Genomic DNA, 13,608 nt, shown 5'->3' on the forward strand with positions numbered 1-13,608 from the left:
ACCCTACCCGGCCGGCCGTTTGAGGCATGTTCGGGTTCGCGTCTTGATCGGCTGCCGATATCGGCAAGGGAGATCGGCAACTAATATCGGCAATTGTGCTGACTTGTTGTCTCTAATGCCTTACATTGCAATCCATTGAGGCACGATAGAGATCGGCAAAGAATGCTTGAAACCCCTGCCCGGATCGAGCCGCTGTTTTTTGACGACGCGGTGCCGACCGTTCTGGCCGATCTTGCAATCGAGCTGCAGAAGGCCGCCGATGAACTCGGCCGAGGCTTGCATCCGGAGTCCGCTGACGAATTGGCCGATCTCGTACGAGTCATGAATTCGTACTATTCGAATTTGATCGAAGGCCACAACACCCGACCTCGAGATATCGAGAGCGCACTGGCTGGCGCCGAGATAGATCCCGAACGTCGTCCCCTCGCCTTGGAGGCGAAGGCCCATGTTGAAGTTCAGAGGATGATTGACGGCCTCGGGTTGCGCGGCGAGCTGCCGAGCCCGACTTCGATCGATTTCATTCGGTGGGTCCATCGCGCCTTCTATGACGAGATGCCCGAAGAGTTCCGGTTCATCGACAAACCTGATGGCGCCAAGGCTGAGATTGTTCCCGGCGTGTTCAGGATGTCCACCGAACATGATGTCGCTGTCGGCCGCCATCAGCCGCCATCGTCTGACAGGGTGGTGGCTTTTATGGAGTATTTCCAGAAGCGGTTTGCCATGGCCGAAAAGCAGGCGAGCCTGCGGATCATCGCGATTGCGTCAGCTCATCACCGCCTCAACTACATCCACCCGTTTCCAGACGGTAACGGCCGCGTCAGTCGCCTGATGTCTCACGCCATGGCGCTCAAGGCCGGTATTGGAGGCAATGGCCTTTGGTCGATATCTCGTGGTCTCGCTCGTGGCTTGAAAGATCGTGGCGAATACAAGCGCATGATGGATCACGCCGACAGCCCCAGAAAAGGTGATCGTGATGGCCGGGGAAATCTTTCGGAATCAGCGCTCAAGGATTTCGTCGAATGGTTCCTTACGGTCGCGCTCGACCAAGTGCGGTTTTCGACCGCAATGTTCGACCTCGGACGGCTCGATGCCCGCTACCGCGCTCTAATAAAAGATGTCGTCGACGATAAACGAGCGCCTGATCTCGTGGCGGCCGTATTGCGGCACGGTAGGCTGCCCCGTGGCGAGACGAATTTCGTGCTGAAGACATCCGAGCGCACGGCACGGAACACGCTGTCGGATCTCGTCGAGCGCGGGTTTTTGAAATCTGACACTCCGAAGGCACCAGTGCGCATTGCCTTCCCTCTCGATTTCAGGGAACGGTTGTTTCCGAATCTCTTCACCGATGTCGAACCCAATGTTCCGGAACCGCCTTCACTGTCTTTCAGATGAGTGGAATTTCAGGGGTGACAGCTAGAACGACTCTATCCGGCCCGCTAGGAAAGTAGGAACACTGCCTTCGGTCAGCCGAATATCGACATGGTCGGCCCTATGCCGCTGTGCAAGCCCTTGTAGCCGCGGCAATAATTGCCGGTGATTATGGGACCTTGGACTGGACTTTGACCTCGGCAGTGACGGGTGTGTATCCCCGTCGGATCTTACGCGCGAGCCAGGCCTCGAGCGCTTCGCCGGCTTCAGCGGCCGACGCATAGAGGTCAAGGCGTTGTCGGCCGAGCGAGCCGATCCGCCCCCATGCGCGCATAAGCGCCAAATCACCGTACAACGACGGTTCTATAGCGAGTACATAAAACCTCGCAACGTTGCGAGCGCAATCGCGGCGCTCAAGGACGACTTGGAGCTTCGGCTCGACCATGTCTGATTGTCACCGACTTCCGGTGCCCACGTCCAATTCATTGGCTGAATCGTTTGGGCGCGAGGGATTCACGTCGGTGATAGTTGCCTCTGCCGAGAAAGACGATCGACCGGAGGGAATTGTGGTTGTCTACTCGCCGCGTCCGCCGGTCCATGATCTTTGAGCCACCGTGGACGCCGTATAGCCGGCTAAGAGTCAGATGTTATCGGTTGAAAGTGAGTCGCCGCAATGGAGCGGCAGTCGCGCCGACTCACCCAGTTTGACGCAATGCACGACTGTGAAACTTCTCAGGGTTCTGCATGGATCAAGCAAGCGGCACGTGGCATTGAACGTTCTCTCGGAATGGCCAACGGCGGAGTAAGTAAGCGATTGAAAACGCAATGGAAAGTGTAATCGCCGACGCCGCGGATCCAGACTGTGATGCTCCGCTGAGTGATCTTATTGGAGTGGACCTGGGCATGTCGTTAAGGTTTCGTTAACCCAAAATCGCTTGCCAGAGAACGGGAATCGCTCATACTGGCGCCAGATTGGCCGAAAGGTCGAATATGGCGCTATTTTCTCGTTCGGGGGACAAAGCGGAGATGGCATTTCTCCCAAGTTTTGAGTTTGACGACAAGATCCTTGCCCAGGGGGCCGAGATCTCGCGCAAGCTCGACCAATTGCGCATCGAGAAGTTTCCGACCGAGGGGCAGAAGACCCTTCGGCGGTTCTCGATGGCCGAAGTCGCCCACTATCTTGGGATCAGTCCGAACAATCTGAAGCGCCTCCATCTTGAAAAGAAAGGTCCTGAGCCTTTCGTAGGTGCCGGCGGGCGGCGTTTTTACGCGGCCGAGCAGATGACCGAGCTTCGAGACTATCTCGATAAGCACGGGCGATCGGATTCCAAGAAGTATGTGCCCTACCGCAAACCTGGCGAGAAGCTGCAGGTCATTGCGGTCGTCAACTTCAAGGGTGGATCGGGAAAGACCACCACCACGGCGCACCTCGCGCAGCATCTGGCGCTCACCGGTCACAGGGTCCTGACGGTGGATCTCGATCCGCAGGCTTCGCTTTCAGCCCTCCATGGCTTCCAGCCGGAGCTCGACAAGAACCCCTCGCTCTACGACGCGATCCGGTACGACAACCCCGCCCCGGCCGAAGATGTCATCCGCAAGACGAACTTCCCCTTGCTCGATATCATCCCGGCGAACCTGGAGCTGCAGGAATATGAGTACGAGACGCCGCTTGCCATGCAGTCTCCGTCTCAGGAAGGAAAGCGGTTCTTCACGAGGGTCGCCCGGGCATTGGATTCGGTCAGTGAGCGCTACGACGTCGTGGTCGTCGATTGCCCTCCGCAGCTTGGCTATCTGACGCTGTCGGCACTGTCGGCCGCCACCTCGGTTCTGATCACCGTCCACCCGCAGATGCTGGACCTGATGTCCATGAGTCAGTTTCTGCTGATGCTGGGCAATATCATGAAGTCCATCAAGAATGCTGGCGCGAAGGTCCAGCTGGACTGGCTGCGCTATCTCATCACCCGATACGAGCCCACGGACATTCCCCAGGCGCAGATGGTCGGCTTCATGCAGTCGATGCTTGCCGAGGAAATCCTGAAAAGCCCGATGCTCAAATCCACGGCGATTTCTGACGCCGGCCTCACCAAGCAGACGCTCTATGAGGTCGAGCGATCGAACTTCAATCGCGATACCTATGATCGGGCGATCGACAGCATGGATGCCGTGAACTTCGAGATTCAGGGGCTGATCCACCAGGCATGGGGGCGGTTACGATGTTGACTGCCGTCAAAACAGCCAAAAAAGCCCACGGTTTCAAGCGCATAAGCCGCATAAGGGGGTGCTAGTCAAATGGCGCGGAAAAATCCCTTTGCCAGCATCATGGACAACGGCGACGCTCCCGCTGAGCGCCCAGTTGCACGAGACTACACCTTCAAGGGGGCATCACGCTCGCTCATAAGCTCGATCGACGAAATGGCGGCCCAGGCAGGCAAGCTGCTCGAGGGTGAGACGATAATTGAGGTTGACCCCGACCTGGTGGACCAATCTTTCGCCAACGACCGGCTCAACGTCGATCAGGAAGATTACGAGGCCGACTACGCTCAGGTGTTGGAGTCGATCCGCAGTTCCGGCCAGAACTCCCCGGCGCTCCTTCGCCCCCACCCGCAGCGGCCCGGCCGCTACATGCTAGTCTTCGGTCGCCTCCGCTGGCGCGCCGCAAAAGAGCTTGGTCTCAAGCTTCGCGCTGTCATCAAGGATATCTCCGAGCGCGATCATGTGATCGCCCAGGGACAGGAAAACAACGCGCGAGCGAACACGTCCTTCATCGAGAAAGCACTGTTTGCCGCCGACATCGTTCAGCGGAAATTCGACGAGGACAACGCCACAGCCCTCGCCGCAATCGGTGTCGATCGGCCGACGCTTTCAAAGATGCTCTCTGTCGCCTCGATGCCCAAGGATCTGCTCGAAGCGATCGGCCGCGCGAAGGCTGTCGGTCGTGATCGCTGGTATGAGCTCAAGCTCCTCCTCGACAAGCCGGGCAATGTCGACACTGCCTTGGCTCTGGCATCGAGTTCCGATTTTCATGGGATGCCAAGCGAAGCGCGGTTCGATGCGGTCGTCGCGAAGCTGAAGGCATCCAAGCCGCGCCGCCGTGCCGCGCTGGCGCCATCCAAACGCAGCTGGGCGCCGTCTGATGGGCGTGTCGCCGCGGAGATGGTGGCCAGTGGCAAGAAATTCACCATCGCCCTCAAGGCGAAGGGGACCGACGCAGCAGCGTTCGGTGACTACCTCTCGGAAAATCTCAGCGAGTTGTATGAGGCCTTCCGTCGGGAAAAACGAGCAACCACGAACGGAGATTGAGCGCAAAAGAAAAAGGCCCCCGAAACGGCAATTCCGGAAGACCTTCTCTTTAAGTTTGGCGACTGAGAGAATCCCACTTCCGCGAATCATAGTCAAGACCATTCAGGTCGGTTTGAGCGCCGATTCGGCGAGCAGGTTTCTTTTGCCTAGCAATAGGTGAAGGACAATGCAGACGCATATCTCAACGACGCCCTTTGGGCGGCGGCCGATGACGCTTGGCATGATTTCAAGCCAGGTGGCCGCAAAGGCAATACCGGCGGACCTCACTGTCCACAAATGGCATGTCTTCCAGCACATTAAGGAAGCCCGAGGCGCCTTGGGCGCGACCGATCGCGCACTGGCCATACTTGACGCGCTGCTTTCGTTTCATCCGGACACGGCACTCTATGGCGACAGCGAGCTGATCGTCTGGCCGTCCAATGAGCAGCTGATCGGCCGCGCCAATGGCATGCCACCTGCGACGCTACGGCGGCACCTGGCCGTCCTGGTGGAGTGCGGCTTGATCATCCGCAGGGACAGCCCCAACGGCAAGCGCTACGCTCGGAGAGGGCAGGGGGGCGAGATCGAGCAAGCCTACGGCTTCGACATCTCTCCGATCGTGGCGCGCGCAGCGGAGTTCAAGGAGCTGGCGGAAGTCGTCCGAGCCGAGAAGAAGGCCTATCGGGTCGTTAAGGAACGGCTAACCATATGCCGCCGCGACATCGTCAAGATGATAGACGCAGGCATTGAGGAAGGCGTTCCGGCAAATTGGGGCAAGGTCCAGCAAACCTATCAAGCCATTGTCGGCAAGATTCCCCGTACAGCGCCCCGCCAGGTCCTCGAAGCCATCGCAGCCGAGCTTGAGGATCTCTGGGCTGAAGTGCGGGAGGCATTGGAATCATTCGTAAAAACAAAGAATATGAGCGCCAATGAGTCTCATATCGAGCGCCACATACAGAATTCAAAACCAGACTCTAAATCTGAATCTGAAAGTGGCTTAGGAGAAAGGAATGAAGCGAGCGGCAGCGCAGCGGAAACCGACAACGTGCGGAGCTTGCCGAAGCGCGAGCTGCCGTTGGGCATCGTGCTGGATGCCTGCCCGGACATGCTCTGGTTGGTGAAGGGCGGCGGCGGAATCCGCAACTGGCGTGAATTTCTGGCCGCAGCCGAGGTTGCCCGGCCGACCATGGGCATCAGCCCGAGCGCCTGGGAGGAAGCGCGAACGGCAATGGGTGAGCAGCAGGCGGCGATTACCATTGCCGCCATCTACCAGCGACAGGACCAGATCAATAGCGCCGGCGGCTATTTGCGCAGCCTGACCGATCGGGCGAAGGCCGGGAAGTTCTCGGTCTGGCCGATGATCATGGCCTTGCTGCGGGCGAAGCTTGAGGCGTCCAAAGCTGCCGGAAATGGAGCTGAAGCTGCTGCGGTCGATCTGGAAACGGCGGGGAAGGTCGTTCGCACCGAATCGCGACTGGAAATTAGTGATGCATTGCGCCGAAGCCTCGACAAGCCAGGGCGCGGATCGTGATGAGCCGAGCGGGTTTGATCGGCGCCATGACCGTGGATAGTGGTGCCGAGCTTGTTGGGAAGAGCGCCATATGCGAGGATCGAGGAAATGAGAAACGAACACGACCGGGAACCGACGCCCGATGAAACCGCCGGGATGGTGTGGTGGAATTCACTTTCCGAGGCCGATCGTGCGGATTGGCTGTCGCGCGCCGGCAGCGCTGTTCCAGCCGATGCCTGGGCGGCGTACAAGCGGAGCGGGGATGTTGGTCGTCAGCCGCGGATCGTAAACTGAGGGCTGTCCTGCAGTGAGGTTGACGCGGTAGGGAACCGGTCACGGCGCGAGCGGCTCCCCGGCGAGACCAAGCCGGCGGGCCCGATCGAGCAGGTTCTTGACCGATGAGGCTGACCATTTGGCGCTCCCGCGCGGGGTTCGTTCGTGCAGGCGCTCGAGCTGGGTTGCAATATCGCGGAGCGACAGGTCCGGGTTAGATTGCGAAATCCCCGCCACCAGGGTCATCAACCGATCTTCAGGAAGCCGGGGAGAGGCTCTATCTAGCAGCTTTGGATCGGCCAGGCGTTCCGTGACGAGCCATTTCACCGCGCGTCGCAGCCGTTCGGGCGTCCAGTCGACCCCGCGCTGCTTCAGGACCCGTGCGACATCGTCCCAATTGTGGTCGGGGCGCATCCGGCGCACCGTTGGAAGCCACGCATTCATGTTGGATTGCACGCGTGCGCCATATGAAGCCCGTTGGACCGCGGTCATTTTGGCCAGCGCTTCAGGTCTGCGCTCCCGGATGCCTGGATTTCCCGGCAGCCGCCCTTTCGATCGCGCCGCGGCGATGCCGGCCTTGGTCCGCTCGGAGATCAGCGCACGCTCGAGCTGGGCGACGGCGCCGAGGACCTGCAGCGAGAACATGCCCTGCGGCGTTGAGGTGTCGATCGGGTCGCGCAGCGAGCGGAAATGCGCGCCTTTTTCGCTCAGCTCCTCGATGACGTCGAGCAGATGGCTGACCGAGCGCGCCAGGCGGTCCAGCCGAACCACAACCAGCACGTCGCCGGCGCCGATCTCGCTCATCAGCCGCGATAGGGCAGGGCGGGCACGTGAAGCGCCCGATCCATGCTCCTGGACGACGACGTTGCAGCCGGCCGCGCAGCTCGATTTCCTGCGCGTCCGTCGCCTGTTCGTCCGTCGACACACGAGCGTAGCCGATTTGCCGGCCCTGTGGTCGAGCGGAACGTCGATTTTGGGCGTCACGAGCCATTTGCTGCGTTTCTCAGCGTGGAAAAGGAGTGATTGTACAAACACGGAAGTTATCAGCAAACGATCGGTTGGAGACGCATCGGCTTCCGAACTTGAAAATAGCCGAGGAGTGTCATATCTTTTGCACAGTAAATGCGACTATGTGTATGACAGGATGGAATCCTATGGGCCAGGCCCTCAAGATACCCGTGCAGAATGAACCTTTGGTTTTGTCCTATATGGACCGGGCCGGGAAAATTGCCATCAACCAAGTGGCGGACGGCTTTGGAATGTCCAAGGGCCAATTGGCCGAGACGGCCGGCCTTGCCCGCGAAACCCTCTATCGGTTGGAGCGCAGCCGCACGATAAAGACCCAGGGGCGTCTACGTGAAATGCTCGAGATCATCAGTCGCGTGACGGAATGGGCGGGCGGAAAGGAACAGGCGATGGCCTGGTACCGAGCCCAGCCGCTGCCGGCATTCGGTGGTCGCACCGCCGAAGCCCTCGTGAAGGAAGGCAAAGCCGCTGCCGTTCGCGATTATCTGGATCATATGGCCCTCGGCGGCTTTGCGTGAGGTTCGTCAGAACCTGCTATAGGGCACATGATCCGCGTTGGGCCTTCAAGCCGACTTCCGGTGAGGGAGCCGCGATCAGGGGTGCGCGCTTCAATCCCAAAGGTGTGCCAGCGCTATATCTGGGGCTCACCATCATGACGGCGGTCAAAGAAGCCAATCAAGGCTTTGCGCATCGGATCGACCCCTGTGTGCTGTGCTCCTATGAGGTCGATTGCGAGGGCATCGCAGACCTGACGACCGAGCAGGGGAGGGGAGAATTTTCCGTCGCGCTCGAGGACATGGCCTGCGCTTGGGCAACGGTCCTCAGCGACGGCGAGCGTCCTGCATCCTGGTCCATCTATGACCAACTGCGGCTTCAAGGCATTGCCGGTATTCTGGTTCCGAGTTTTGCTCCGGGTGCCGAGACAGAAGATCGCAACCTAGTGCTTTGGGACTGGGGTCCGGATCTTCCGCACAAGGTGACTGTATTCGACCCGAGCGGCCGGCTGCCGAAGGACCAGTTGTCCTGGCGATGAAGCAATTGCGGAAGGACAGAGGGAGCTTTCGGACGGAGGCGTCAGCGCCAACCCAAGGCCGGGGCGACGTGGGTCAGGATCGCCTCGATGACATGCGCATTGTCGTCGACACCGAGCTGGTTGGGGACGGTGAGCAGCAGCGTGTCAGCCTCGGCGATGGCCTCGTCGCCCTTCAACTGCTCGATAAGGACGTCCGGCTCGGCGGCATAGGAGCGGCCGAACACGGCGAGCTTTTCAGGCTCGATGTAACCGAAATGATCTTCGCTCTCGTTGCCGCCGAAATACGCCCGGTCGCGATCGTCCACCAACGCGAAGATGCTGCGGCTGACGGAGACCCGCGGCTCGCGCGTGTGACCGGCCGCCTTCCACGCCTCGCGGAAGGCGCGAATCTGATCGGCCTGCTGGAGATGAAAGGGTTTTCCGCTCTCGTCGAACTTGAGTGTGGAGCTCTGCAGGTTCATTCCCAGTTTTGCTGCCCATTCCGCAGTTGCGTTGGTGGCGGCGCCCCACCAGATGCGATCACGCAAGCCCTCCGAATGTGGTTCGACACGCAGCAGGCCAGGCGGGTTCGGAAACATCGGGCGCGGGTTGGGTTGTGCAAAGCCTTTGCCGCGCAGCACGTCGAGGAACACGTCGGTGTGCTGCCGGGCCATGTCGGCATCGCTCTCGCCCTCTTGCGGAACGTGGCCGAAGTAGCGCCAGCCATCGATCACCTGCTCTGGCGAGCCGCGGCTGATGCCCAGTTGCAAACGCCCTCCGGCGATCAGGTCGGCGGCGCCGGCGTCTTCGGCCATGTAGAGCGGGTTCTCGTAGCGCATGTCGATGACCGCCGTGCCGATCTCGATGCGGCTGGTCTTGGCGCCAATCGCCGCCAGCAGCGGGAACGGCGAGCCAAGCTGGCGGGCGAAGTGATGCACGCGGAAATATGCCCCATCCGCGCCCAGCTCTTCGGTAGCAACGGCCAGATCGATGGACTGCAGGAGTGCATCGGATGCAGACCGTGTCTGCGACTGGGGCGAGGGCGTCCAGTGTCCGAACGACAGAAAACCGATCTTTTTCATGAGAATGCCACGTCAGAGTGAAAGGCGCTCGCGTTATCTAGTTATTGAACCGCTGGCGCGCCACGCCGAATTCGCCCACCAGATGTGCGAGAAGGGCAGGGGAGGGGGTTTTTTGTCCCTACAGCCCGCTTGCCTTGGTGAGATTGACTCGAAACCGATCGCGGCGCCGCTGATATCTACGGGTCATCTCGGCGGAGGCGTGGCCGAGCTGCTTTTGCACGTAGCGCTCGTCGACCTCGGCCGACGAGGCAAGCCCGGCGCGCAGCGAATGCCCCGCGAACTTTTGTTCTCGTTCGCCCTCGGAAAGATCGCCGCGTACGCCGGCCGCCAGCGCTGCCCGCTTGACCAGGCGTGCCACCTCCTGGTCGTTGAGCCGCTCGCTGCCCACCTTTTTGCCTTGCCCCGTCACCCTTCGGAACAGCGGCCCGTGGGCAATGCGCGCGAGCTTGAGCCAGGTCTCCAGCGCCACGACCGGGCAGGTCGTGTCGGACGAGCCCCGGCCGATCTCGACCTCCCGCCAGCCGGTCTTGCCACGCAACGTGACGAGCAGGCCTTTTTCGAAGACCTCGATCCAGCCGCGGCCGTCCTCGGTTTGGTCGCGGCCGACGTCCAGGCCGACGATTTCGGAACGACGCAGCCCGCCGGCAAAGCCGAGAAGCAGCATGGCACGGTCGCGCAAGCCGCGCAGGGTACCCCGATCGAGGGTTTCCAGCATGGCCATGAGATTCTCGGGCAGGATGGCTTCCTTCTGTACTGGCGGTTTTGCGTGGCTGTTGCGAATGCCGGCCATGACGGTGGCGATGTGCCGGTCTTTCCTGTCCAGCGGCTGGCCACGCTGTGCATAGTTCCACGTCAGCGAGGAGAGGCGCCGCTCGATCGTGGATACGGAGTTCGGCTTCTTGTCGCCGGTCGCCTTTCCTGAGGCGCAGGCGGTGATGTAGAGGCCGACCAACTGCGGATCGGGCGGGAACACGTCCAGACCTTGGCGGCGCGCCCAGGCGCAAAAATGCTTCCAGTCCGCAGCGTAGGCGCGGCGGGTGTTGGCCGAGCTCGCCGCCTCGACATAATCGCGCGCGCGATCGGCCAACGCGTCGAGATGCGCCGGCAGGCGCGGATTGGCGACGGCCGGAAGAGGGGAGGGGGCTTCGGCTGACAGTTCTTCCGGGGCGCGACCCATCTCCATGACGACATCGATGATGTCGGGCAAATCGTCCGCAGCTTTCGCCTCCAGCCCGGCCGACGACCGCAGACCTAAAGCATCGTCCTGCGCCCCCGTGCTGTGGGGCGGTGCGGAGGGTCGCGCGAGGCGATTTTCGGGCTTCTGCTCGACGATTCGGGCTGTCACTCGCGTTTTTTCAACGGACGGCAAGTGATTGATCTGGCGCGAATCATCTTCGGAGTTCATTGGCGGATTCTAGCCGAATCAGCGGATTTTTCGTAGTATTCGAACGGACGAACTTTACAGCGAGGCCGCTGTGGTTCACGAGCCAGATAAGGACACGGTCGATGATGCCGCCTGGAATGAGGCGGTTGCAAGGGAGGCCGTGATCCGTAGCCTGGTCTCGCTTGACCGCCCCGGCCGCTCAGATTTTTTCAGGGCTTGCCACAAGCTCGGCCTCAAGCGAACCCGGCTTTACGAACTGATCAGGACGTATCGGGAGCATCCGGTCACGAGCTCGCTGTTGCCGCGCTCGGCCGGCACGAGACAAGGCAGCCGCCGATTGCCGAACGAGACCGAAGCGGTAATCGCTGGAGCGCTCCGGGACTTTTACTCGACGCGCCAGAAGCCGAGCATCAATCGGCTGCACAAGGAGATCCGCAGGCTCTGCCGATCGCGTGGCGTGCGCGCACCGTCCTGGCATGCGGTGAAGGCACGGATCGCGACCATGGACCCCGCCGAATTGGCCAGGGCACGGGAAGGATCGAAGGCGGCACGTGATCGCTTCCGGCCGGTACCGGGGGAATATACCGCTGAGTGCGCGTTCGACGTCGTCCAGATCGATCACACGCTGGTCGATGTCATTGTCGTCGATCGCCAATATCGACGGCCGCTGCAGAGGCCGTGGCTGACTCTCGCCATCGACGTGGCGAGCCGGATGGTCGCGGGCTTCTACCTGACACTCGAGGCGCCGTCGACGGCCTCGGTTGCTCTCGCAATCCAGCACATTGTCCAGCCGAAAGAATCCTGGCTCGCAGGGCTTGGGATCGATGCGGAGTGGCCGATTTCCGGGTTCCCGGACACGATCCATCTCGACAATGCCAAGGAATTCCGGTCGCAGGCGCTACGACGGGGCGCCGAGGAACATGGCATCGAACTCATCCATCGTCCGGTTGCCACGCCCCATTATGGCGGGCATATCGAGCGGCTGATCGGCACCATGATGGGCGCCGTCCACCTTCTCCCGGGCACGACGTTCAGCGACATCGACGAGCGCGGCGGCTACGATTCTGCCGCCAATGCGACGATGACGATGGATGAACTGGAGCGCTGGATGGCGCTCGAGATCACGCGCTACCACGCCGATCGGCATGGAGCGCTGGGGATCCCGCCGCTCGCCGCTTGGCACGAGGCCGCGGTCCGCCGTGTCAGGCCGGTGCGTCATCCCCATGATCTCGCGGGTTTCATGATCGATTTCCTGCCCAGTGTGGACCGGCTGGTGCGGCGTGACGGCATTCACCTGTTCGGTCTGCGCTACTGGGATGACGTGTTGAGCATCTGGGCCGGCCGGGTTGATCGGCCGTTGCGCGTTTCCTACGATCCGCGCGATCTTTCGAGGATTTTCGTGCGTGCTCCGGACGGTAAGCGCTGGCCGATCCGCTTTGCCGATCTGCGGCGCCCGCCGATCACGCTTGGCGAACATCGCCGCGCCCGGACCGCCCTGCGGGAACGCGGTCTGGCGTTGGTCGACGAGCAACTGATCTTCGATACCATCGAGGCGCAGCGCGCTCTGGTCGATGAGGCGACGGTGCGCACCAAGGCAGCGCGTCAGCTGGTGGAAAAGCGCGAGCGAGCGCTCGGTGCCGCAGCGCCAAACAAATCGCCGGCGCGGACCGAGCCTGCGCAAGCTGACGAAGACCGCCCGATCGATTGGAGCAAGGTGCCGGTCTACGCCGTGGAAGAATGGTCGTGAGAGGGGAGGGGACATACGAACATCTCGACGAGCGGTACCGTCGCTACGCCGAGCTGCCTGACGACGAGCGCATCGCCTGGATCAAGGCCGATCGCTGGATCGGTTTCGAGCAGGCGGAAGCTGCACTTCTCCGCCTGAATTCCTTGCTGGCCTATCCGCCGCGCGACCGCATGCCTTGCCTGCTGATCTATGGCGACACCGGCATGGGCAAGACCAAGATCGTCCGGAAGTTCGAGCGTGCGCACCCGGCTACCTTCTGCCAGTCGACCGGAGTTACGAACAGGCCTGTCGTCGTGGCGCAGGTGCCCTCGGAGCCAGTCGAGCGTGACCTATACCGGGAATTGCTGGCCAGTCTGCAGGCTCCGGCGCTCGTCGGTGGCGCGCTTGCCCGGGAGAAGGACATCTGCCGCTCGCTGCTGCGCACCGTCGGCGCCAGGATAATCGTGCTCGACGAGGTCAACGGCATGCTGGCAGGAACCTATCGCCAGCAGCGGATTTTTCTGAATGCGCTGCGGTTTCTCGCCAACGACCTGAGAGTCCCGCTCGTCTGCGTCGGCACCGATCTGGCGCGCCAGGCCTTGCTCACCGACGCTCAACTCGCCGAACGTTTCGAGGCGTTTCATCTCAAGCCCTGGAAGAACGATCACGCCTTTGCGCGGCTCTTGAAGAGCCTGGCGGGAATCCTGCCGTTGCGTGCCGCGTCCGATCTCGACAGAGAGCCGGTTCGTGAGCGGATCCATCTGCTCACTAGCGGCGTCACGGCGCGAATTTTCCGGCTGATCGAAACAGCCTCCGAGGAGGCAATCCGGTCGGGAAGGGAGCGGCTGGACCTGATGAGCTTCGGAGACGATCTCGTTCTGCCGCTTGTGTCGATGACGCAATCGGCACGCCGGCGAATGCCGCAAGCGGCGGCCGGGTGATGGAGCC

13 protein-coding genes are annotated in these 13,608 nt (G+C 61.3%); 9 read left to right on the forward strand and 4 right to left on the reverse strand.

What is annotated here, in order from left to right; all coding sequences use genetic code 11:
- The first annotated feature begins 162 nt into the window (after nucleotides 1–162).
- A complete protein-coding gene (locus GN330_RS22285) occupies nucleotides 163–1,392 on the forward strand; it encodes a Fic family protein (protein ID WP_156715768.1) in 1,230 nt (409 codons plus the stop codon).
- Nucleotides 1,393–1,537: 145 nt separating this feature from the next.
- On the opposite strand, the gene GN330_RS22290 is transcribed toward GN330_RS22285, so the two are convergent.
- Complete coding sequence (locus GN330_RS22290; RefSeq protein WP_156715771.1) at nucleotides 1,538–1,813, reverse strand: WGR domain-containing protein; 276 nt, start codon at nucleotides 1,811–1,813, stop codon at nucleotides 1,538–1,540.
- A 581-nt stretch (nucleotides 1,814–2,394) separates the two neighbouring features.
- On the opposite strand from GN330_RS22290, the gene repA reads away from it, so the two are divergent.
- The 4 genes from repA (at nucleotide 2,395) to GN330_RS22310 (ending at nucleotide 6,451) form a co-directional block, all read left to right on the forward strand.
- Complete coding sequence (repA, locus tag GN330_RS22295) at nucleotides 2,395–3,588, forward strand: plasmid partitioning protein RepA (RefSeq protein ID WP_156715773.1); 1,194 nt, start codon at nucleotides 2,395–2,397, stop codon at nucleotides 3,586–3,588.
- Nucleotides 3,589–3,657: 69 nt separating this feature from the next.
- Nucleotides 3,658–4,668: a plasmid partitioning protein RepB gene (gene repB, locus GN330_RS22300; RefSeq protein WP_156715776.1), complete on the forward strand. Its 1,011-nt coding sequence runs from the start codon at nucleotides 3,658–3,660 to the stop codon at nucleotides 4,666–4,668.
- 166 nt (nucleotides 4,669–4,834) lie between these two features.
- On the forward strand, nucleotides 4,835–6,178 hold the full coding sequence (gene repC / locus GN330_RS22305; RefSeq protein WP_156715778.1) for a plasmid replication protein RepC: 1,344 nt from the start codon (nucleotides 4,835–4,837) through the stop codon (nucleotides 6,176–6,178).
- Nucleotides 6,179–6,265: 87 nt separating this feature from the next.
- Entirely contained in the window at nucleotides 6,266–6,451 is a 186-nt protein-coding gene (locus GN330_RS22310; protein WP_156715780.1) for a hypothetical protein, read from the forward strand.
- A 39-nt stretch (nucleotides 6,452–6,490) separates the two neighbouring features.
- On the opposite strand, the gene GN330_RS22315 is transcribed toward GN330_RS22310, so the two are convergent.
- On the reverse strand, nucleotides 6,491–7,357 hold the full coding sequence (locus GN330_RS22315) for a recombinase family protein (RefSeq protein WP_425487195.1): 867 nt from the start codon (nucleotides 7,355–7,357) through the stop codon (nucleotides 6,491–6,493).
- A 227-nt stretch (nucleotides 7,358–7,584) separates the two neighbouring features.
- Here GN330_RS22315 and GN330_RS22320 point away from each other — a divergent pair, with 227 nt between their 5' ends.
- Together GN330_RS22320 and GN330_RS23565 are read left to right on the forward strand one after the other, a co-directional pair.
- Entirely contained in the window at nucleotides 7,585–7,974 is a 390-nt protein-coding gene (locus GN330_RS22320) for an MbcA/ParS/Xre antitoxin family protein (protein WP_154386548.1), read from the forward strand.
- Nucleotides 7,971–8,489, forward strand: coding sequence for an RES family NAD+ phosphorylase (locus GN330_RS23565; RefSeq protein WP_185910482.1), 519 nt, complete (start codon nucleotides 7,971–7,973; stop codon nucleotides 8,487–8,489). Before GN330_RS22320 ends, GN330_RS23565 begins: the two co-directional genes overlap by 4 nt.
- A 41-nt stretch (nucleotides 8,490–8,530) precedes the next feature.
- Here the strand turns inward: GN330_RS23565 and GN330_RS22330 are convergent, their stop codons facing one another.
- Nucleotides 8,531–9,550, reverse strand: coding sequence for an LLM class flavin-dependent oxidoreductase (locus GN330_RS22330; protein WP_156715782.1), 1,020 nt, complete (start codon nucleotides 9,548–9,550; stop codon nucleotides 8,531–8,533).
- Between the two features lie 118 nt (nucleotides 9,551–9,668).
- Nucleotides 9,669–10,733 (reverse strand): site-specific integrase, encoded by a 1,065-nt coding sequence (locus GN330_RS22335; protein WP_154386606.1) that lies wholly within the window; start codon nucleotides 10,731–10,733, stop codon nucleotides 9,669–9,671.
- A gap of 292 nt (nucleotides 10,734–11,025) precedes the next feature.
- On the opposite strand from GN330_RS22335, the gene GN330_RS22340 reads away from it, so the two are divergent.
- Nucleotides 11,026–12,681: a Mu transposase C-terminal domain-containing protein gene (locus GN330_RS22340; RefSeq protein WP_343041066.1), complete on the forward strand. Its 1,656-nt coding sequence runs from the start codon at nucleotides 11,026–11,028 to the stop codon at nucleotides 12,679–12,681.
- Entirely contained in the window at nucleotides 12,639–13,601 is a 963-nt protein-coding gene (locus GN330_RS22345; protein WP_246188826.1) for a TniB family NTP-binding protein, read from the forward strand. Before GN330_RS22340 ends, GN330_RS22345 begins: the two co-directional genes overlap by 43 nt.
- Nucleotides 13,602–13,608: the final 7 nt, after the last annotated feature.

It is taken from the genome of Nitratireductor arenosus (assembly GCF_009742725.1).
In the GTDB taxonomy this organism is placed as follows: domain Bacteria; phylum Pseudomonadota; class Alphaproteobacteria; order Rhizobiales; family Rhizobiaceae; genus Mangrovimarina; species Mangrovimarina arenosa.

What these genes read in the sequence shown, in the direction of transcription:
- GN330_RS22285 (WP_156715768.1), top strand. Translation starts at nt 163, where the DNA reads ATGCTTGAAACCCCTGCCCGGATCGAGCCGCTGTTTTTTGACGACGCG.
- GN330_RS22290 (WP_156715771.1), bottom strand. Translation starts at nt 1,813, where the DNA reads ATGGTCGAGCCGAAGCTCCAAGTCGTCCTTGAGCGCCGCGATTGCGCT.
- repA (WP_156715773.1), top strand. Translation starts at nt 2,395, where the DNA reads ATGGCATTTCTCCCAAGTTTTGAGTTTGACGACAAGATCCTTGCCCAG.
- repB (WP_156715776.1), top strand. Translation starts at nt 3,658, where the DNA reads ATGGCGCGGAAAAATCCCTTTGCCAGCATCATGGACAACGGCGACGCT.
- repC (WP_156715778.1), top strand. Translation starts at nt 4,835, where the DNA reads ATGCAGACGCATATCTCAACGACGCCCTTTGGGCGGCGGCCGATGACG.
- GN330_RS22310 (WP_156715780.1), top strand. Translation starts at nt 6,266, where the DNA reads ATGAGAAACGAACACGACCGGGAACCGACGCCCGATGAAACCGCCGGG.
- GN330_RS22320 (WP_154386548.1), top strand. Translation starts at nt 7,585, where the DNA reads ATGGGCCAGGCCCTCAAGATACCCGTGCAGAATGAACCTTTGGTTTTG.
- GN330_RS22330 (WP_156715782.1), bottom strand. Translation starts at nt 9,550, where the DNA reads ATGAAAAAGATCGGTTTTCTGTCGTTCGGACACTGGACGCCCTCGCCC.
- GN330_RS22335 (WP_154386606.1), bottom strand. Translation starts at nt 10,733, where the DNA reads ATGGAGATGGGTCGCGCCCCGGAAGAACTGTCAGCCGAAGCCCCCTCC.